Source organism: Campylobacter sp. RM12640, from assembly GCF_020137595.1.
GTDB lineage: Bacteria > Campylobacterota > Campylobacteria > Campylobacterales > Campylobacteraceae > Campylobacter_E.
In genome coordinates this window covers 1-19,963 of sequence record NZ_JACGAU010000029.1, presented here as the reverse complement: position 1 = coordinate 19,963, position 19,963 = coordinate 1, and the positions used below count along the sequence as shown (strand labels likewise).

Sequence of the window (19,963 nt, the reverse complement as noted above, 5' to 3'; positions counted from 1 at the left end):
CAAATGATAAGCTAGGAGATTTTATAGATTTTACGAAAGAATTTAAAAAAGATTTAAGCGATACAAGATTAATTGATATAAGAATTTGAAATAAAATTTCAAATTCTTAATTTTAATTATTTTTTATCAGCTTCAGCAAAAATTTGAACTTTTACTTCGTTTGCTACTAAGCCCTCATTTGTATCTTTTGCTACATCAAAATCTTTTCTTAAAAGGTCAAGATTTAGGTCAAACCCAAGTTTAGTTTTATCTCCCATTGTAGCAACACCATTGATAGCAACATCAAATGTTACTTCTTTTTTAACGCCATTTATGTTTAATTCCCCTGTCATTTTTCCTTGTGTATCACTTACTTTTTCGTATTTACTCATAACAAAAGTAAGTTTTGGATTAACTTTTTCATTTAAAAAATCACTTGATTTTAAATGCTCGTCTCTTTTTTCACTATTTGTATCAACGCTTGCTACATCAACGCTTGCATTAAATACTTTAAAAGTTTTATTAGCTTCATCAAAATCTATCATCGCATCAAAACTTTTAAATTTGCCCTTAGCATTAGAAACTAACATATGTTTAACGCTAAATTCAACGCTAGTATGAACTTTATCAAGAACAAATTCACTAGCACCTAAAATACCTGCTAAGCTTAAAGCTAAAAATAATTTTTTCATAATATACTCCTAAAATAAAATAAGACTAATATAATCTCATAAAAAGATTAATCATTATCATAAATATTTTATCATAAGCTAAAAGGAGAAAATATGAAACATTTATTAATAATTGGAGCTGGTGGAGTTAGCCGTGTAGCAACCTATAAAGCAGCTGAATATAAATATTTTGATAAAATCACGCTTGCAAGTAGAACAAAAAGCAAATGTGATGAAATAGCAAGTTTTATTAAAGAGCGTTTAGGAGTTGAGATTGCAACTGCTACGATTAATGCTGATGATACAAATGCAGTTGTTAAGCTTATACAAGATATAAACGCTACGATTTTATTAAATGTGGCTTTACCTTATCAAGATTTAGCTTTAATGGACGCTTGTTCTCAAACTAAAATTCCATACATTGATACAGCAAATTACGAACATCCTGATTTAGCTAAATTTGAATATAAAGAGCAATGGGCTAGAAATAATGACTTTTTAAAAGCTGGTGTTCCTGCACTGCTTGGAAGTGGATTTGACCCAGGTGCAACGAATGTTATGTGTGCGTATGCGCAACAATATTTATTTGATGAAATTCATACAATTGATATTATGGATTGTAATGCAGGAGATCACGGCTATGCTTTCGCAACTAATTTTAACCCTGAAATAAACTTAAGAGAAGTTAGTGCAAATGGTAGATATTGGGAAAATGGCGAGTGGATTGAGACTAAACCACTTGAGATTAAAGTTGAACACGATTATCCTGAAGTTGGGGTTAAAGATAGCTATTTACTTTATCATGAAGAACTTGAGAGCTTATGTAAAAATATAAAAGGTTTAAAAAGAATTAGATTTTTTATGACTTTTGGACAAAGCTATATTCAACATATGAATTGTCTTAAAAATGTAGGTATGCTAGGAATTGAGCCAGTTGAACATCAAGGAATGAAGATAATTCCTATTGAGTTTTTAAAGACACTTTTACCTGACCCTGCAAGTCTTGGTGCAAGGACTAAAGGCAAGACAAACATAGGTTGTATTATTGAAGGTATTAAAGATGGCAAGGCTAAAAAAGTATATATTTATAATGTTTGCGTGCATGAAGAATGCTACGCTGAAACTGGCGCTCAAGCAGTAAGCTACACAACAGGCGTTCCTGCTGCAATTGGAACATATTTAATAGCAAGTGGCAAATGGAGCGGAAAAGGTGTGTTTAATATGGAAGAATTTGATGCAAAACCATTCTTTGATGAAATGAATAAAATGGGTCTTCCTATTAAAATACTAGAGCTATAAAAAATAAACAATAATTCTTATTATTTAAGAATTATTGAATTTTAAAAAAATTAATATATATTAATTAAGTTTTTATAAAATGGCGTTTTTTAAAAATGGGGGGGGGGTCGGCGATGTTAAGAGTTTTGTTAAAAGTTTTTGTTTTAGTTTTTACTTTATTAGTATTAAATGCTTGTTCTTCTGTCTTTTTAGGCTACGAAGAAGAAAATAAAAATAAAATATATTCTTTAGATACTAAAGACTGCGAATTACTTACGAAAAAAGAGCTAAAATACTCAAAAGAAAATGTATTAGAAAAGATTAAAGACCCACTTTACAACGGCAATTATTACGGATATCAAGCATTCTTGTGTAAGTCTTATAAAGATAGTATTAAGTTATTTGATTTGGTTGAAGATGGTTATAAAGATAAAGATGAAAAAAATCTATTGTTAAAGATTGGAGAAGGAGTTTTAGAAGGTCTTTTTAATGATAATATAACTGATTATAGCGGTCAATATTATGAAAAAATGCTAACTAATACATACAAATCAATGAGTTATCTAGCTTTAGGCGAATACGATGAAGCTGGAGTTGAAATCAAAAGAGCCTTAGATAGACAAAAAAGAAATAAAGAAGAATTTGAAAGCGATATTTTAAGCGAATTAAACTACTTACAACAAAAACCTAGAGAAAGTAATGAAGTAATAGACATTATAAATAATAGTGTCCCAATTCCTGCTTATAAGTCTTATGCTAATTATTCTAATCCATTTGTTAGCTATTTTTCTGCTCTTTATTATATTTTAGATGGTAGGTCAAATAATTCTATTGATTTATTAAAAGAAGTTTATTCTCAAGAAAATGATTTGCTGTTTTATCAAGATTATGAATTAGCTAAAAACAATTTCAACACTAAAAGAATAGCAAATAAAGTAAAAAAAGGAATGCAAATATCTAAAACAAATAAATATATTTGGGTAATTTATGAAAATGGTAAATCTAAATCTTTAAAAGAATTTAATCTATCATTGCCTATTGTTTTTATTAAGAAAAACGATAATGATATAGATTATAAAATTCCTTTTGGAAATGAAAAATACTCTGTTTATGCTAATCAATTAGCCGTTAGTAGTTTAGTGTTTTCAATAGCAATTTTAGGAGATAGTAGCGATGCTTATCCATTTATAGTAGCGAATAATCAAAAAACAAGGCTTCTAAGTGATATGGATAAAATAATAGGCGCTGAATACAAAGCTACATTAATACCTAGAATATCTAAGTCTTTTTTAAGAGCGATTACTAAAACAATGATTAGTGTAAAAGCCAATAAAGAGAATTTATATTCTGGCATAGGTGTTGATTTGGTAAATAATTTATTAAACCATTCTGATATTAGATACTTTATAGGTTTACCTAAAAACTATCAAGCAATTAGAATTGCAAATAGTGGAAGCATAAATATTGCAAGTCCAAATTCTCAAACACTATTTTCACAAGAATTAGATATAAATAAACATTATGTAATACTTGTAAAAATTCCTACAATAGGAACTGAATATATAACAATATTTGAAGAAAGGTAAAAAAATGAAAAAATATATCTTAACAGCTTTTGCTGTATTTTTATGTTCGTGTGCTAACAATGCAAATGTAATCAAAAACAATCAATGCTTTAATGTAAGCTATTTAGATGAAGATTTAAATAAAATTCTAAAATGCGAAGAAAGAAGCAATAATGATTTTAATAACCTAATAATTAGTATTGAACTTACTAATATAAGCAATAATGAACTAAATCTTAAATATTCACAAGATTGGTTTTATGATAATGGTATGCATGTTGATAATTTAGGTTTAGCTAAAAAAGAGCTAACACTACAACCAAAAGAAACAAAATATATAAAATTAGGTGCTCCAGCAAACGCACATAATTACAAAATAAAAATTAACAAATTTAATTAAGGAGACAAAATGAAAAAATACTACACACTAGCTTTAGCACTAAGTTTAGGAGCTTGTGCAGCTGCACCAAGTTATGTCGTTGATGAAGTAAGTAATGGCAAAAATCAGCCTGTTTCACTAGGTATTGATGATATAGATTTACAAAATGCGGCAAGAGATTTGATTAATTCTATGTTAGCAAGCCCTGTTTTTGCTACTTCAAATCCAAACGAACGCCATATTCTTGTAATGAGTAGGATTACTAATGATACAATGCAACATTTTGATACAGATATTCTTACTAAAAAAATAAGAATTGCTTTACTTAATTCTGGTCGTGTTTATGTAACAACAGCAATTGGAGCTAATGGGGCTGAAGATAATATGACCCACGCTACAAGAGAATTAAGAGATAATGACGAATTTAATCAAAAAACAATAGCTAAAAAAGGCACAATATTAAGTGCAAATAGGTCTTTAAGCGGTAAAATAATTCAAAGAAATACTAGAATTAAAGGAACTTTTAGCGATTCTCAAAGAGTTGATTATTATTTCCAAATGACGGTTACAAATCTTGATAATGGCTTAGCAATTTGGGAAGATGAAATAAAAATTAATAAACTTGGTTCAAATAGGAGTGTAGCATGGTAAAAAAAGTATTATTAAGTTCTGTATTAGCAGGTATTTTAAGTATTGGAGCATTTGCAGAAGAAACTAAAAATCAAGAAGTAGTTAATGAAGTAACAACACCAAAAGAAGAAAGTGTTGTAAGTCAAAATATAAAACCTTCAGTTGATGAAGTGTTGCCAATTAGCGATGAAAACAATGGCTTTGTTGATGATGAAAATGATATTTTAAGAATGATGAGTGAAGTAGCAGAACAAATAGAAGATAAAGCAAGTGGAAGAGAAGCTTTCATTTCTCCTGCTATTCCAATTCCTGTATTTAGAGAAGACCCAAAATACTATGATTATTTAGCAAGTGCTTATAGTGAAGCATTTTTAAGATTAAAAGCAAAAATCGTTATGGAAAAATACGGCATTTATCAAACAAAAGCTATTTTAAGTGGTTATGGCGATGATTTAAGTGATGCTGATATTGATAAATTAATAGAGCAAGAAATTAAAAGTCAAAAAGAAAAAAACAGAACAGCAGAAAACATTATAAATGCACTAATTAAAAAAATCGTAGGAGATGATGCTATAAAAGAACAAGAGTTAATTTATAAAGCTGAAAAAATCAAAAACTCTCAAGATTTTAAAACAGAATCGCTTAAAACAGCATTTGGTGCTGTAAATGGTTTAATTCCTTATGAAAATTATATTGTAAAAGGCAAAAATGGCTATGACCAAGTTGGTCTAGTAGCTTATATATCACCTAAATCAATAGAATTAGCAGAAGCTTTAAAAGGTGGATATTTAGCAAAACCAACAGCTAAAAAAGAACAATGCAAAAATGCAAGAGAATTAGCAAATAGTATTAAAACCCCACTTTCAAAATTAGGGCTTACATTTTTCTATGATGAAAATTGCCAACCAGCATTAATTTCTTATGGTATGAAAAACTATGAAAATAAAGGTAAATTTGCAGATAGAAAAGCTGAAAACGCTATTAAAGTTGCACAAATGAAAGCAGAGCAAAATCTAGCTATGTTTATAGGAACTCAAATTAGCACAAAAGAAAGAGAAAAAACAGTTCAAAGAGCTATGGAAAAAGTAGCAGTTGAAGTTAAGAGCAAAGATGGCATTGATGAGCAAACAGGTGGTTTAGTAGAAGAAAATGCTATTTCAACAGTATTCCAAGAAAATATGAGTGCTAGTGCAAGTATGAAACTAATTGGCACAAAAATTGTAAATAATTGGAGAAAAACAAAAGGTGAGCAAGGTGTAACAGGAGTAATGGTGTATTATTCGCCTGCAAGTGTTCATGAATCAAAAAGTGGTTTAAAACCTACACAAGCAGTAACACCACCAACAAATACTTCAAAAGTAATTCGCTCTAAAAATGTAGAAGTTGATGATTTCTAGGATTAAATTATGAAAAAGATATTAATTATTTTTTTAGGCTTATTTTTAGTAAGCCTAAATGCTAAAGTAGTAACTACAACTAGCACAAAAACTGCTACCGGAGAAGGCTACGGCATTACTTATAGCGAAGCCGTTGATAATGCATTAGCACAAGCTGTTACTAAGCTAAATGGTGCATATATTAAAGCTAGTAATTCTTTTAGTCAAACACAATTAGAATCAAGTGCAGACGGAACAAACATTAATGCTTTATTTAATCAAAAAATTAGCAAAGCAACAAATGGTCGCTTTAGCTCTTTTGAAGTTATAGAAAATACAAAAACAGAAGATGGATTTAGAGTAGTCGTAAGTATTCAAAAAACAGCAGTTTCAAAAAAATACGAACTAGCCGGAATGAAAAACGATAGAAGAAAAATCATCGTAGCACCTGCTCTAAGTCCGAATAATTTTTCTTTATTAGGAAGAGATAGCGAACAAATAACAAGAGATTTAAGATTTAAAATAGAAAGCAATATCCACAAAACTCGTAAATTTGATTTATTGGATAGACAAGAAGGAGAAGCATTAGCTATTGAAAGAGATATAATTTTAAATGACGCAAATAAAGATGAAGCTTTAAAATTAGGTCAAAATCTAGGTACTGATTATATATTGCTTTACACCATAAGCGATGTTAATACAACTAATAAAAATTACTCAATTATTGGCAGTGGTAGTAGTTCTAAAGTAAGTGTTAGTATAAATTATCAAGTTATTACATTTGCAACTAGACAAATAAGATTTGCTGATAGCATAAACCTTGATATAAAATCTAAAGATTATGATAGTATTTTAAACGATATTGCAAGCACTATTGTATTAAACACTCAAGCTGCTATTTATCCACCAAAAATAGAAAAAATCAGCAATAATCAAGCAGTTTTTACTCAAAGCCTACCTATAAATACACAACTAGAATGCTATAAAAAAGGCGATAAAATCTATGATAGTTACACAAAAGAGCTAAACGGCTACGAAGAAATTTTTAGTGCTTTAGTGCAAGTAACTAATGCAAATGCTAAAACAAGCTATGCAAAAATACTAGAAGGTAATGCAAATAAAGGCGATATTTGTAGATTTAAAAATATTGGCAACAACTCTACAAGTAATGATGCAAATGGAAAAGATGTAAAAGATATAACACCGGTTCAAGGTGGTGGATTTATATTTTAAAAATAAAAAGAATTTGATTTATTCAAATTCTTTTATCATACAAATTCTTACTATCTTTATACGCCATTAACTAGAGTTAAAGATTAATAGTTTAGCCCAACTTCTATCATTATGCTTCTTCCACTTGCATAATCATATATTAGCTTATCGTCTTTTTTGCTTGCGTTTATTTTATTTTTTGTATTTAATAAATTTTCAATATTTACATTTGCAAAAAACTCAATATCTTTTTTCATTTTATATTTATAAGCTATATTCATATCCCAAGTGAAGTGATTATTTAGCTTAATTAACTCATATTCTCTAATGCGTTCAGCTCTATTATAGCTAGAAATTAAAGCCTTTTTGCTAGGTGTAAATGTAAATAAATTTGTAAATCCTAAACCATAATCAGGAATATTTAAATTATATAAAAAGGTGATTTTGTATTTATCATAATAATCAATTATCGGAAGGTCTTTTTGAGCTATTATTTCACCATTATATTTAACTTGATTATTTCTATCCCACTCATCGCTTTTATAATCTTTAAAATCTGATTTTTTCTTTATATAGCTTGCACTTAGGCTAAAATCATTTAAGGTATTAAAAATTTCAATGCTTTTAGCGTTTGCTATATCTAGGCTTATAATATCAGCTTTTGAAGTGCCTAAATTAGTATAAACTTTATAATTTTTTGATAAATTTTCATCATCAATATTGGCTAAGCCTAAAGTTTCTTTATCGCTTAAAACCACTTGATTTTTGCCTAATCTTTTTAAGTATTTTAAACTAAGCTTTGTGTTTTTAAACTCGCCCCTATAAAATACGCTAAACTCATCATTAAATGAGCGTTTTAACTCGTTAAAATTATACATATTTTTCTTACCGCCAGTTTGCTTAAACTCTTCATTATAATCGGTTCTACTTAGAAATTGTGTATAAGAATAAATCTTATCATATAGCTTATATGCGAAGAAATTCTTACCATAATATCTATTAAAACCAGTTCCAAAGAAATTGCTCTCATCACCTAATAAATCAAACTCACTTGTAATTCTAGGAGCTATATTAAACTTTTTAATAATACCATCATAGCTTCCCCTTGCACCTAGCCTTAGATTAAATCTTTTGTATTGAATATCATCTTCTAAATATAAATCAAAATTAGTTGCGCTAATTCCTGTTTTAAATTCCGGAGTAAAAGTTGCGTTTTTTAGATATTGCCCTGCTCCTGCATTGCCTTTCCTATCCACAGCATCACCCATTAGGCAAAATACATCACCATCCTTACAAACCACATCATTAGGTAAAATAGCGGGATTATAGTATTCTGCTAAGTGTTTTAAGGTCTCATAAGAAGCTTTTTTATGACTTAGCTCAAGTCCTGCATAAAAAGTATGCTCTGTATCTTTAAACTCTTTTACATCGCTTTCAAAATCAAGCTTATAATTTAACTCCTTTGTTCGTTCCCTTATATCTCCATAACCACCTTTCATAGAGTAAGTGCCAATGCCCCAATTTGCAACTTTGTTTGTAAAAAAGCCAAATTTCATATTTTTATCAAAATACCTTGCACTATCTTGAATGCTGTAGCCTAAATTTTGAGTGATATTAAAGCTATCAAATTCGCTAAAAAGCTCAATATTTGAAATTATCCCGCCAAATTTAGCTTCTAAATTAGAATCAATCACACCTTCTAAAAAGCCCTTATAAACGCTAGGTGCATAGATAATGCTAGGCCTAATTATATGATTATCTAAAGCAATAAAGCCTTTTAATAAAAAGTTTTCATTTCTTCTACTTTGATTAGGATAAAAATATCCTTGCGCTAAAACTTCTCTTTTTGTTGGCATTTTTATCATTGAAGTTGTTCTTGAATAATCAAACAAAATCCCATAATCATCGCTAAAACGACTTTCTAAATAAATATTTTGATTTTGTTTTACGAAATTATTATTTAGGTTTTTGCCACTTTTTGTTGCATAAGAAGCTTTGTTTTCTTCATCTATTATGATTTTATTAAGGTTGCCATCTGTATAGCTAGTAGATATTCTAGCTCCAAATGTTTTAATTGGGTCTTTTAGTTTAGTATCTATTACCCCACCTTCAAAATTGCCGTATTTTGCACTAACATTACTATCTAAAACTTTTATACTTTTTAAAATATTTGTATTAATCACGCTGCCTTGAGCTCCCATAACAGGTGCTCTCCATAGTGATGCTGCGTTTATGTTTTGATTACCTGCTGGGTCAATCGCATTATCAAAACTCATCCCATTTACTAAAAATGCGTTTTGATAAAACGGTGCTGCGTTTATGCTAAAATCCTTTGGGCTGATTTCTGCTTGATTTGTAGATATATTATCAGTTGAGTTAGAAAATATATTAGAATTTTGCTTTACAACCTCATCTATTTTTTTACTTGAATTTGTGTTTTGAAAATTATATATTTTATAACTTGAGTATTTTGAATACCCCCCCCCATTAGCTAGATTTTGTCTATTTTCTACGCTAATTTCACCTACATTTAAATCATTTGCATAAACTAAGCTTGCAAATAATAATAAAGATAATTTAGTTTTCATTCGTTCTCCTTTGAAAAACGATAATTATTACCAAATTAACTTAAGCTAATATGAATTTAATACTAATTATTAAAATCTAAATATAAATTAAAAATTCAAATTAGAATTCTATTTACATCTTACTATATTTCAAACTTAATTTAAATTTTACCAATAGTAATTTGTATTATTTTTTAATTTCAATAATCAAGCTTAGGGCGTATTGTTTCATCACTTGAAGGTGGGAGTTCTGGATAAACTATCTGTGGTAGTTTGCCACTAAGTGATTTTAAAAAGCTTATTATATTTTTGATTTCTTGCTCGCTTAGTTCAATTCCAAGCTGAATTCTTCCCATAGATTCAACTGCTTCAGTTAAGCTCCAAATACTGCCATTATGAAAATATGGAGCTGTTCTTGCTACATTTCTTAAGGTAGGAACTTTTACTCTATTGTTTTCATTTCCGTTAAAATCTCCATAATTTACATATTGATACCTAACAAAGCCAAAACCCCTAAATGCTCCGCCAACATTTATCCCGTAATGACATAAAACACAACCTTTATTAATAAATGTTCTAAGCCCTTGTTTTTCATCAAAACTTAAAGCATTTACATTGCCTTCTAAAAACTCATCATATCTTGAAGGAGTTATCAAAGTTCGCTCAAATATGCCAATAGTTGCTGCAATTAAGTCAAAATCAATATTAATATCATTTGAAAAAGCGTCTTTAAACTCATTTACATATTCAGGAATACTTTTGATTTTTTCTACTACGATTTGGCTATCTTCTGCCATTTCTACATTAGCTTGGATAGGTCCTTTTGCTTGTTCTTTTAGATGATTTGCTCTGCCGTCCCAAAATTGATTCGGGTTAAACACTGCATTATAAACGCTTGGAGCGTTTAGATGATGTGGATTTGCTTGCCATTTGTGTCCTGTACTAGCTGCTATGCCATCAACTCCACCTAAGCCTAAATTATGACAAGTATTGCACGATATTAGCCCGCTTCTTGAAAGTCTTGGGTCAAAATAAAGCTTTTTGCCTAATTCAATTCTTTTAGTTGTAGTTGGATATATTTCATAATCAGGGCTTGTATTTTTAATTAGCTCTTCTAATTCATAAGCATTGCTAGGGATTGCTTTTAGTCTTATTTTTTTAGCATAAGCGATTAGAGTTTTATCATCTATATTAAAAATATCTTCTCTAATTTGTCTAAAACTGAGCTCATTAGAAATTGCAAAACTAAGTGCAAATCCTAAAAATATTAATTTTTTCATACAAGCTCCTTTTAGTAATTTTTATAATGATATTAATAATTATTTAATAATATTAAATATTAATAATTATAATCAATAAAAAAGGAAAGATTATGAGAAAACTTTTTATTTTGTTTTTTTGTGTTTATGCAATAGCTAGTGATTTAGAGAACAAATGTAAAGAAAATGATTATTCATCTTGCACAAATCTAGCAATTAGCTTAATAAATAGTGATATTAAAAGAGCTAAAAAATTATTAGCACTATCTTGTGAAAAAGATGTTGCCTTAGCTTGTCATCGCCTAAGTATGATTTATTTTAATGGTGCTAAGAAAAATACACAATTAGCAAAAGAATTAGCAAATAAAGCTTGTGATTTAGGCTATTTGCAAAGTTGTCATAATCTAGGAAATATTTATAAATACTCTTTAGCTAAAACTAAGCAAGATTTTCTTAAAGCAATAAATTATTATGAGAAAAATTGTGATAAAAAATACGCAAATTCTTGCTATGAGCTTGCAAATTTATATCAATATTATTTACCTATAAATGATGATTATGTTTTGCTAAATCATAGTAAAGCTTGTGATTTAGATTTAGCCGCGTCTTGCTATCAGATAGGCTATTTTGCGTATTTTAAAAAATATAATTTAAATGATTTAAAACTTGCTTTAAAATACTTCTTAAAAGCTTGCGAACTAAATTACAACCTAGCTTGTATGATGAGTGCAAATATTTATGAAAAACAAAATAATTTAGAAAATGCTTTAAAATTTTATAAAAAAGCTTGTGATTTAAGAAATTTTACATCTTGTAATAATTACGAAAGAATTAAGGATAAGAAATGAAAAAATTATTATTAATATCAAGTTTTTTTGTAAGTTTAAGTTCCTATGATTTTGGTATTAAAATAAATGAGTTTAATTCTAGCGAAGTTGATAGTTATTTTAATTATGAATATGGAAAAAGCAGACCTTACACATGCAATCTGCGCTCATCTTTCTTGCCAAACACAAAAAAAGGCGAAATTTTTAAGAAAATGTTTGGTGATAAAAAAGCTTATAAAAGTCTTAGAAGTCTAGCTTGTAATATTGATGAAAATAATTATTTTTTATGGCTTATTTTTAAAGATGATATTTTAAAGCAAATAAAATACGAACTTAATAAAAATTACGAAGATTTAAAACAAGAATTATTATTTAAATATGAGTTAATCAAAGAAAACAAGGTAAATCTTGATGATTATTATATAAGTGATTATGATGAATTTGAAATAGCAATTAACACTAAATGCAATGCTAAATATTGCAGAGATTTTAGTATTTTTAAGATTAGTGATAAGATTGAGCTTGTATTAATTAATGCAAATTTTAACAATATAAAAAAATCAAGCATAATAATTAGAGCAAAAGATTTAAAAGAACTTTATGATAAAAATAAATTTTAATTTAAAGTGATTTTAATTTTCATTATATTACAATCTAATAATGATTATTATTTTGGGGATTTTATGAAGAAAGTTTTTCAATGTTTTATTATTTGCTCTTGTGCTTTAGCAGAAATTAATGTTGGCAGTATTGATGTAATTGGTGAAAGTGCTAGTTTGATTATTAATCAAAAAAGTACTATTTATTCAAATAAATTTTTAAAAAATTTTGCAAGCAATAATAAAGACATAAGCTCTATTTTAAAATACAATCCAAATGTAAGCTTTGATGTAAGCAATAATTCAAGCTTTAATGGTGCAAATATTGTGCCTGATAAAATAAGTATAAACGGAAGTCTTTTTTATCAAAATAATTTTACCCTTGATGGAATAAGCATTACAAATGACATTGACCCAGCGGGTTCAAGCACTGCATTAGATGACAAAGGGCAGTTTGAAACACCATCTCAAGGCGTATTCTTAAATACTAATATTCTTGATAGTGTAGAAGTATTTGATAGTTTTATCCCTGCTAAATACGGAGAATTTACAGGCGGTGTAGTAGATAGTAAGAGCAAAAATCCTAGCAAGGATTTAAGTTCTTATGTTAATTTTGGTTTTACTTCAAGTAATTTAACTAAGACTTTATATCCTGATTGCGATGAAAATGATATTTCATGCCTTGCTAGAATAACAACTTATGAAAATGATTTAAGCAATACAAGTTCAAAAAAATGGAAAAAATATAATACAAATTTTGGATTTTCAAATACTTTTAATGAAAAATTTGGAGTTTTGTTTGATTTTTCAGACTTAAGAAGTGTTATTACAAAGCCTAGCAAAGCACTTGATGAGAATTCTTATGATATTAAAAATATAAGCCAAAACTTTTTATTAAAACTTAATTATATTGCAGATAATGGAATAATCCTAACTCCAAGCATAATTTATGCACCTAGCAAACAAGAATACAATACAAGCGATAATTTAAACGGACATTACTCAATTACTCAAAAAAATATCGTATCAAAAATCAATTTATTTTATGAAAACGATAATTATGCAATAGATTCAAACTTATCTTATTCTAAATTAAATTACAATAGAGATTCTGATACTAGCATTATGCAAATTTGGAAGAGTTCAAATATAAATAATTGGAGCAATTCTAGTATAGCAAGAGTTGGATCAACTACTGCTGTTGATAGATTGCAAGATAATTTAAGCTTAGATTTTGATTTTAAATATTATTTAGATCATCATACTTTAAATTCAGGTTTTATTCTTAGCAATACAAAAGTAAGCCATCAAATTGATGAAAATGGTGCAATTTATGCAACTCCTAAAACTTTAAGTGGTGAGTGTTTAGCAAATGATATTGCGTGTTTAAAAGATGATTCGTTTAATAATGCAGGGCAATTCTTATCTAGTTTGATTAAATATGATGGAACAAAACATGTAGTAAAATCAAATAATCTTGCATTTTATTTAGAAGATGAGTTTAGCTTAGATGCTTTTACTTTAAGATTTGGTGCTAGAGCAAATTATGATGATTTGTATAAGAATTTTAATCTTGCTCCTAGAATTAAAGCTGATTATGAGTTTAATGAAGATAGCAAAGTAAGTTTAGGTTATGCAAGATATTATGGAAGAATGCCTTATGCTTATGTTTTAAACTCGCTCATTTCTTCATCAAATCAAACTTATACAAGAACAACAGCTCAAGAAAAATGGAGCTTAAAAGCTGATTTTAAAAGCCCTAAAATGAGCCAAAATAAATTAAAAACTCCTTATGATGATGAGATTGCGTTTTTGTATCATCAAAAATTTTCTAATATTAGTTACGATTTTAAATATATTTTTAGAAATTCAAAAGACTTAATAATGACAGCTAAATCAAAAAGATTAGGCATAATTGAAAGCGATGGAATAGAAAAAACATATTACGCAAATATAGGAAAATCAAAAAATCATAATTTTAGTTTAAATATTAGCAATGCAAATGAAATAGATATTTTTGGTGTTAAAAATAACTTTGCTTTAATAGCTAATTATGCTATTCATAAAAAGAATATGCAAGATTATACAACAGACCTTTTTAGCTTACTTGATAGCAATATAAGACCTGATAAAAACGGAAGAAGCTATGATAAAGAAAATATTATGTGGGATGGAAAAGTCATAAAAATAGAAGATAAACCAAATCTAAGCTTTGCTAAACCTTGGGCTATTAGACTTACTACAACGCATAATTTTAATAATTTTACATTATCAAATTTTATTCACTATGAAGCTGGATATGATTATGAAAGAGCTTATGATTTTATAATAAATGATACTACTAAATTGAAGGCTTATGAGATAGCTCATCAAAACTCTAGCATTTTATATGATTTAAAACTTAAATATGAAAATCAATTCAAAAAAGTAAATTATTACGCAAGTATTGATATAGGAAATGTTTTTAATACAAAAAGAGCGAATAACGAATATTCTATGATGCAAGGTAGGTCGTTTTATTTTGAAGTAGGAGCGAAATTTTAATGCCAAATTTAGTGCTAGAAAATGAAATAGATTTTATAGTTTTTATTATATTAGGTGTAATGAATGCTTTATGTATTGCGGTTTTGATTGAAAGAATTGTGTTTTATTGTGTTTTCAAATATGAAAATTATAAAAGTTTAGAAGAATTTGAAATAGGAATTAGCAAAAATCTAATAATTCTTTCAATCATAGCCCAAAACGCACCTTATATAGGGCTATTGGGAACTGTTTTTGGCATAATGATGGGTTTTAACAATATTGATGATACTGGTAAGATAATAAGTGCATTAAGTGGTGCTTTAAAAGCTACTGCGGGTGGGCTTATTGTTGCAATACTTGCTTTAGTCATATTTAATATTTTTGATAGATACAATGCAAAGCTGATTGTAAAATATAAAAAATTAAATAATCTTGTTACAAAATGAATAAACCTACCTTAAACATAATCCCATTAATTGATGTAATGCTAGTAATTATCATAATATCACTTAGCGTACAAAGTTTTGTAAAATATAAAGCAATTGATGTAACCCCACCACTTAGTAAAAGCGAACAAAATGCTGAAACCAAAGCAAATGTTTTAATAATTTCAAAGGAATTTGAATTAAGAATAAACGATGATTTAATTAGTTTAAATGATTTGGTAAGCAAAATTAATAAAGATGAGAAATTAAACATAATTTGTGATGAAGAATTGTATTTTAAAGATTTTATAAAAGTAATTTATGAATTAAAAAATAATAATTTTAATAATTACACAATACTTACAAGGCTTAAATAATGAAAATAATTATAATTTCTGTTTTGATATTTTTAGCTCAAATTTTTGCCGTTTCTATAATACATATAAAAGATGAAAGCAAATTAAAAAATCAAACAAGCATAAGCTTAAGTGCTAGTAATTTTAGCTTTATACAAGATAGCCCTAAAGAAGAGTTAGTGGAAGAAAAGCTTGAAGAAGTTAAAACTGAAGCAAAACAAGAGATTAAAGAAGGTATAAAGAAAAAAATCAAACCTAAAGAAGAATTAAAAAAACAAAGCGAAATAAAAAAAGTAAAACAAGTTATAAAGCCTGAAGTAAAACAAGTTGTAAAACAAGAAGAAAAGCAAGAAATTAATCAAAATTATGGAACAAATATTGAAGGAAAAGCCAACGCAAATAGTCTAAACAATAATTCCAGCAATGGTTTAAATGATAAAGCTTTAGCCTTGTTTATAAATGAGCTTTTAAATAAATATAAAAAATACCCAAAAAAAGCAAAAATGCTAAATATTAAAGGCAAAGTAGTAGGTAATTTTATGATAAAAAACGACGAGCTTACTATAAATATTATAGAAAGTTCTCACGAAATGTTTTTGCAGCAAACAAAACAAACAATAAGAAAAGTCAAAAACAAAATCCCAAAACAAGCACATAATATGAAAATATCTTTTGTTATTAATTACAAAACAAACGAAGAAATTTGATTTATTCAAATTCTTTTATCATACAAATTCTTACTATCTTTATACGCCATTAAAATAGCTAATAAATCTCTTTCATCTTTGATATTTTGAATATTAATTTTGCTAAGTATTTCTTCCATACTCTCACGAATGCTTGTGCCTTTTACTTCTATGGCTTCGAATGGTTTTTCTTTAGTTTGTTCTTCTTTTTCTTCTTGTTTAATTTCTTCTTTTGTATTTATTGCATTATTTCTTAAATTTTCTTTTTCTTTAACTCTAGCTTGTAATTCTTCAACGCTTGGCATTTTCTTACTATCTATATAACCTAAAGGAAAATCATCAGGCAAACCTAAAGATGGCATATTTAGTGAGTTTAGCGTTCTATCAAGCTCTTTTTTATCAATTTCTACCCAATTTTTCATAAATTCTTTGCTTATTTCTTCTACTAAATCAGGGTCTAATGCTCCAAATAAAGCTAGATTAAGTATTTCACTTTTATCTAAATTTCTATCATTAAAAGGATTGTAAGTTGGATCGTTTTCTAACTTTTCTTGAGCTAGTTTAAGATATTCTAAACTAGCCTTTCCATCTTCATAATAAGGTTTATTAGCTTGAATATCTAGGTTATCATTATTTGTTTTTTTACTAATTTTAGTTGTTGGATATGTTATATAAGAATTAGCCGTTATTTTCATAATCATCTCCTTTATCATCTATATCAGCAAAATTAACAAAAACTTTAAAAATATAAAACTTATTTAAATTTCTTTTATTTGACTTGGGCGTGGTAAATTTGGCTTTAGTTCTTTTGTAATATTTGGCTTAATTATTAGAGCGTATCCACCTAAACCATCTTTATCCCATACGCTATAAAATTCTTTTTTAGAGCTTAGATATTCGCCAAAGCTTGGGTCATATACTTTCACAAAATCCCCATTAATATTATTTACCACTACAAAATGTGGAAATCTCGGGTCATTTTCAATCTTTACTATAAAAGGCACGAATATTTTTTCAAATATATTACGATTTAATTTATAAGCTTTTGCATTAAAACCCAATTTATTTAACGCATTATTTAATTCATTAAAACTTAGCATATTAGTATTTTTATCTAAAACTTCTAAAATATCTTTTTCACTAAAACGCTTGATATTTGTTAGATTTAGTAATGTCGCTATACTACTTGCCCCACAAGATTCTTCATAACTTTGTCTTACTACGGAGTTATTTTTGATTTGTCTATAAGACTTCACTGCAAACTCGGCATTAAGACAAGTTATAGTTATAAAGATTATTAGAATTTTTGCCATAAGCTAATACCAAACACACTATCAGGAGCAGCTGAACCACCACCAAAACTAGCGTTAAAACTGATACTTGTATCATCATTTATACTATAAGTTGAGCCTACACTATATGTTGGGATACTTCTTAGATTTGTATATTTTACACCATTGATTTTCTGAGCTGCTTGAAAACTCTGTGAAGCTTCTAAATCAAGCGTAATTTTAGGGCTTAATACTATACTAAGATTTGCACCAAAATTATAAGAATTTCCATAATTTATCGCTAGTTTATCAAAAGTCCTAGTATCATTATATGTAAATCCCATATAAATACCCCAAATAGCAGGGTCGCTATATCCTTTTAAGTTTAGCTTAGCTGAATGTGATTTAAAATAAAAACTTTTATTTGTATCAAGTGCTTTTTCTCTTTGTAATAATCCTGCTTGATAAGAAAAACTAAGTATTTTATCACTAAAACTATCAAATCTATAATTAAACCCAAGCCACAAGCTCTCAAATGAATAATGAGTTTCACTCATAGGCTTACCCGTAAAAAAATTACTATATTCATTTCTAGTAGCATTAGCGCCAATTGAAGTTATAAAATCAAGCTTGTTATTAAATGAATATATCAAAGTTTCATTCAAACTAAGCCTTTTATTATCAGTCCAAATCACAGGATCGCCTCCTATTATTAGACTTGGATAACTTGTGTAGATATTAGCATTCCCGCTAGTGATTAAACTAAGACTTGTAATGCTTCTAAGTCCGATTTGTCTTTTAAAAAGACTATCAATAGTAATAGCATCAGAGCCAAATAAAAAGCTTAAAGTAAATGCTATAAAAAATAACTTTTTCAAACTCTTCCTTTCAATTTAAAATATAAAATTTCAAACCCTTTTATCATATAAATTCTCGCCATTTTTATAGGCTAAAAATATAGCTAATAAATCTCTTTCATCTTTAATATTTTGAATATTAATTTTGCTAAGTATTTCTTCCATATTCTCACGAGTGCTAGTGCCTTTTACTTCTATGGCTTCGAATGGTTTTTCTTTAGTTTGTTCTTCTTTTTCTTCTTGTTTAATTTCTTCTTTAGATTGTGATATTTTTAAATCTTCATCTGTATTAGAAAAAATACTTTTCATTAATTTATTTTTTTCTTCATCATTTATGCTATCTGAAGTTAATTTATCTAAATTTTTAAAAAGTTTATTTAGAGTTTTTACTAATTCTTCTGGATCAATGTCTGGAGATTTCTCCAATTCCAACCTTATATTCTTTACAACATCAGGGTCTAACGCTCCATACATACCATAAGTTAGCTTATCACGAAGACCTAAATTATTGTCATATAATGGTTTATAGGTCGGATCGTTTTCTAGCTTTTCTTGAGCTAGTTTTAGATATTCTAAACTAGCCCCATCATTTGCTTTATTTTGTGAGTTTTTATTATTAAGCGTATTTGCATAAGTATTTGAAAAATTATTTACTCCATTAACCATCATAATAAATCCTTATCTTGCCATTCTTAGCAAATCTGCTCCTACTGCTTGTTTTATTTCTCTTAATACTTGATTATATTCTAATTGAAAACTATTCGTAGCTTCATGGTCAAACCAACGATTAAGCATATATATTAATTCTCGAACTGTACTAGCATTTGAAAGATTTAAATACTCTTTTTCTACAGCATATACATGAGTAACTGGTGCCATCACTCCATTACCCACATTTGTATTTTTTATACCGTATAATAAAACATGACCTGTTATAGTTCTGCCGCCTAATGCGCTAATATAATCTACAAGTCTGCCGTAATTTCTATCAATATGCTCTCTAGTACTAGGATTCGCGTAACATTGAGTTTGCCCTAAAGGACAAAGCCCTATACTATTTTTTATCAATAAACCATCACTATTAAATCTAGCGCCTAACTCATTTGATGTATGTGGGATAGCCAACACAAATGCCATACCACCATATGTGTATATATCGGTTAAAACATACCCGCCACGAACCTTATTCATTTCTTCAGTATTTAATACCTTAACACCTAATGAACTATCGCTTATAGCACCTTTGCTAATATCTGCTAATAAATCATTAGCATTAGCACTTAAGCCTAAAACGGCAACTAAAGATAAAACTTTTAATGTTTTTTTAAACATTTTTTCTCCTTTGTTTTGAAATAAAATCTCATAATATCTTAAGAAATTTTAAATAAAACTTAATATTAAAAATATTATTAATATTTGTTACTTTTCGTAATATTTTTAAATAATTCATAATTTTAAATTCCTTTAAAATTAATGGAATTTGAAATAGGAATTTAAACTTTT

General features: G+C 27.8%; 20 protein-coding genes. 12 read left to right on the top strand and 8 right to left on the bottom strand.

The annotated features are described in order from the left end of the window. Positions 1-116: 116 nt before the first annotated feature. Positions 117-671 (bottom strand): YceI family protein, encoded by a 555-nt coding sequence (locus AVBRAN12640_RS08985; protein WP_214119700.1) that lies wholly within the window; start codon positions 669-671, stop codon positions 117-119. 93 nt (positions 672-764) lie between these two features. Here AVBRAN12640_RS08985 and AVBRAN12640_RS08980 point away from each other — a divergent pair, with 93 nt between their 5' ends. The 6 genes from AVBRAN12640_RS08980 to AVBRAN12640_RS08955 all read left to right on the top strand — a co-directional run bounded on the left by AVBRAN12640_RS08980 (position 765) and on the right by AVBRAN12640_RS08955 (position 7,111). Next, positions 765-1,949 (top strand): saccharopine dehydrogenase family protein, encoded by a 1,185-nt coding sequence (locus AVBRAN12640_RS08980; protein ID WP_214118872.1) that lies wholly within the window; start codon positions 765-767, stop codon positions 1,947-1,949. A 95-nt stretch (positions 1,950-2,044) separates the two neighbouring features. Further along, positions 2,045-3,514, top strand: coding sequence for a hypothetical protein (locus AVBRAN12640_RS08975; protein WP_336609021.1), 1,470 nt, complete (start codon positions 2,045-2,047; stop codon positions 3,512-3,514). Between the two features lie 4 nt (positions 3,515-3,518). Then, positions 3,519-3,893 (top strand): DUF1425 domain-containing protein, encoded by a 375-nt coding sequence (locus tag AVBRAN12640_RS08970; RefSeq protein ID WP_214118876.1) that lies wholly within the window; start codon positions 3,519-3,521, stop codon positions 3,891-3,893. 9 nt (positions 3,894-3,902) lie between these two features. Further along, the gene (lpoB, locus tag AVBRAN12640_RS08965; protein WP_336609020.1) at positions 3,903-4,523 is read left to right on the top strand and encodes a penicillin-binding protein activator LpoB; all 621 of its coding nucleotides are present in this window, start codon (positions 3,903-3,905) and stop codon (positions 4,521-4,523) included. Next, entirely contained in the window at positions 4,517-5,899 is a 1,383-nt protein-coding gene (locus AVBRAN12640_RS08960; RefSeq protein WP_336609019.1) for a hypothetical protein, read from the top strand. The genes lpoB and AVBRAN12640_RS08960 overlap by 7 nt, the downstream gene beginning before the upstream one ends. Before the next feature lie 9 nt (positions 5,900-5,908). Then, positions 5,909-7,111 (top strand): hypothetical protein, encoded by a 1,203-nt coding sequence (locus tag AVBRAN12640_RS08955; protein ID WP_336609018.1) that lies wholly within the window; start codon positions 5,909-5,911, stop codon positions 7,109-7,111. Between the two features lie 83 nt (positions 7,112-7,194). On the opposite strand, the gene AVBRAN12640_RS08950 is transcribed toward AVBRAN12640_RS08955, so the two are convergent. Next, positions 7,195-9,678, bottom strand: coding sequence for a hypothetical protein (locus tag AVBRAN12640_RS08950; RefSeq protein ID WP_336609017.1), 2,484 nt, complete (start codon positions 9,676-9,678; stop codon positions 7,195-7,197). 179 nt (positions 9,679-9,857) lie between these two features. Beyond that, on the bottom strand, positions 9,858-10,937 hold the full coding sequence (locus tag AVBRAN12640_RS08945; RefSeq protein ID WP_336609016.1) for a cytochrome-c peroxidase: 1,080 nt from the start codon (positions 10,935-10,937) through the stop codon (positions 9,858-9,860). Between the two features lie 92 nt (positions 10,938-11,029). On the opposite strand from AVBRAN12640_RS08945, the gene AVBRAN12640_RS08940 reads away from it, so the two are divergent. From AVBRAN12640_RS08940 to AVBRAN12640_RS08915, 6 genes are all read left to right on the top strand, one after another. Further along, positions 11,030-11,764, top strand: coding sequence for a tetratricopeptide repeat protein (locus tag AVBRAN12640_RS08940; RefSeq protein WP_336609015.1), 735 nt, complete (start codon positions 11,030-11,032; stop codon positions 11,762-11,764). Then, the gene (locus AVBRAN12640_RS08935; protein WP_214119692.1) at positions 11,761-12,363 is read left to right on the top strand and encodes a hypothetical protein; all 603 of its coding nucleotides are present in this window, start codon (positions 11,761-11,763) and stop codon (positions 12,361-12,363) included. The genes AVBRAN12640_RS08940 and AVBRAN12640_RS08935 overlap by 4 nt, the downstream gene beginning before the upstream one ends. Positions 12,364-12,426: 63 nt before the next feature. Continuing rightward, positions 12,427-14,886, top strand: a complete 2,460-nt coding sequence (locus tag AVBRAN12640_RS08930; RefSeq protein WP_336609014.1) for a hypothetical protein — start codon at positions 12,427-12,429, stop codon at positions 14,884-14,886. Then, a complete protein-coding gene (locus AVBRAN12640_RS08925; RefSeq protein ID WP_214119690.1) occupies positions 14,886-15,311 on the top strand; it encodes a MotA/TolQ/ExbB proton channel family protein in 426 nt (141 codons plus the stop codon). The genes AVBRAN12640_RS08930 and AVBRAN12640_RS08925 overlap by 1 nt, the downstream gene beginning before the upstream one ends. Further along, entirely contained in the window at positions 15,308-15,667 is a 360-nt protein-coding gene (locus AVBRAN12640_RS08920) for an ExbD/TolR family protein (RefSeq protein WP_336607653.1), read from the top strand. The genes AVBRAN12640_RS08925 and AVBRAN12640_RS08920 overlap by 4 nt, the downstream gene beginning before the upstream one ends. Beyond that, positions 15,667-16,353: an energy transducer TonB gene (locus tag AVBRAN12640_RS08915; protein ID WP_336609013.1), complete on the top strand. Its 687-nt coding sequence runs from the start codon at positions 15,667-15,669 to the stop codon at positions 16,351-16,353. Before AVBRAN12640_RS08920 ends, AVBRAN12640_RS08915 begins: the two co-directional genes overlap by 1 nt. A 5-nt stretch (positions 16,354-16,358) precedes the next feature. Here AVBRAN12640_RS08915 and AVBRAN12640_RS08910 read toward each other — a convergent pair whose 3' ends face one another. From AVBRAN12640_RS08910 to AVBRAN12640_RS08890, 5 genes are all read right to left on the bottom strand, one after another. After that, on the bottom strand, positions 16,359-17,027 hold the full coding sequence (locus AVBRAN12640_RS08910; RefSeq protein ID WP_336612992.1) for a hypothetical protein: 669 nt from the start codon (positions 17,025-17,027) through the stop codon (positions 16,359-16,361). A gap of 63 nt (positions 17,028-17,090) precedes the next feature. After that, complete coding sequence (locus tag AVBRAN12640_RS08905; protein WP_214119685.1) at positions 17,091-17,645, bottom strand: cysteine peptidase family C39 domain-containing protein; 555 nt, start codon at positions 17,643-17,645, stop codon at positions 17,091-17,093. Next, positions 17,630-18,481 (bottom strand): hypothetical protein, encoded by an 852-nt coding sequence (locus tag AVBRAN12640_RS08900; protein ID WP_214119684.1) that lies wholly within the window; start codon positions 18,479-18,481, stop codon positions 17,630-17,632. Before AVBRAN12640_RS08900 ends, AVBRAN12640_RS08905 begins: the two co-directional genes overlap by 16 nt. Before the next feature lie 30 nt (positions 18,482-18,511). After that, on the bottom strand, positions 18,512-19,129 hold the full coding sequence (locus tag AVBRAN12640_RS08895; RefSeq protein ID WP_214118894.1) for a hypothetical protein: 618 nt from the start codon (positions 19,127-19,129) through the stop codon (positions 18,512-18,514). Positions 19,130-19,138: 9 nt separating this feature from the next. Next, on the bottom strand, positions 19,139-19,792 hold the full coding sequence (locus AVBRAN12640_RS08890; protein WP_239803355.1) for a hypothetical protein: 654 nt from the start codon (positions 19,790-19,792) through the stop codon (positions 19,139-19,141). Positions 19,793-19,963: the final 171 nt, after the last annotated feature.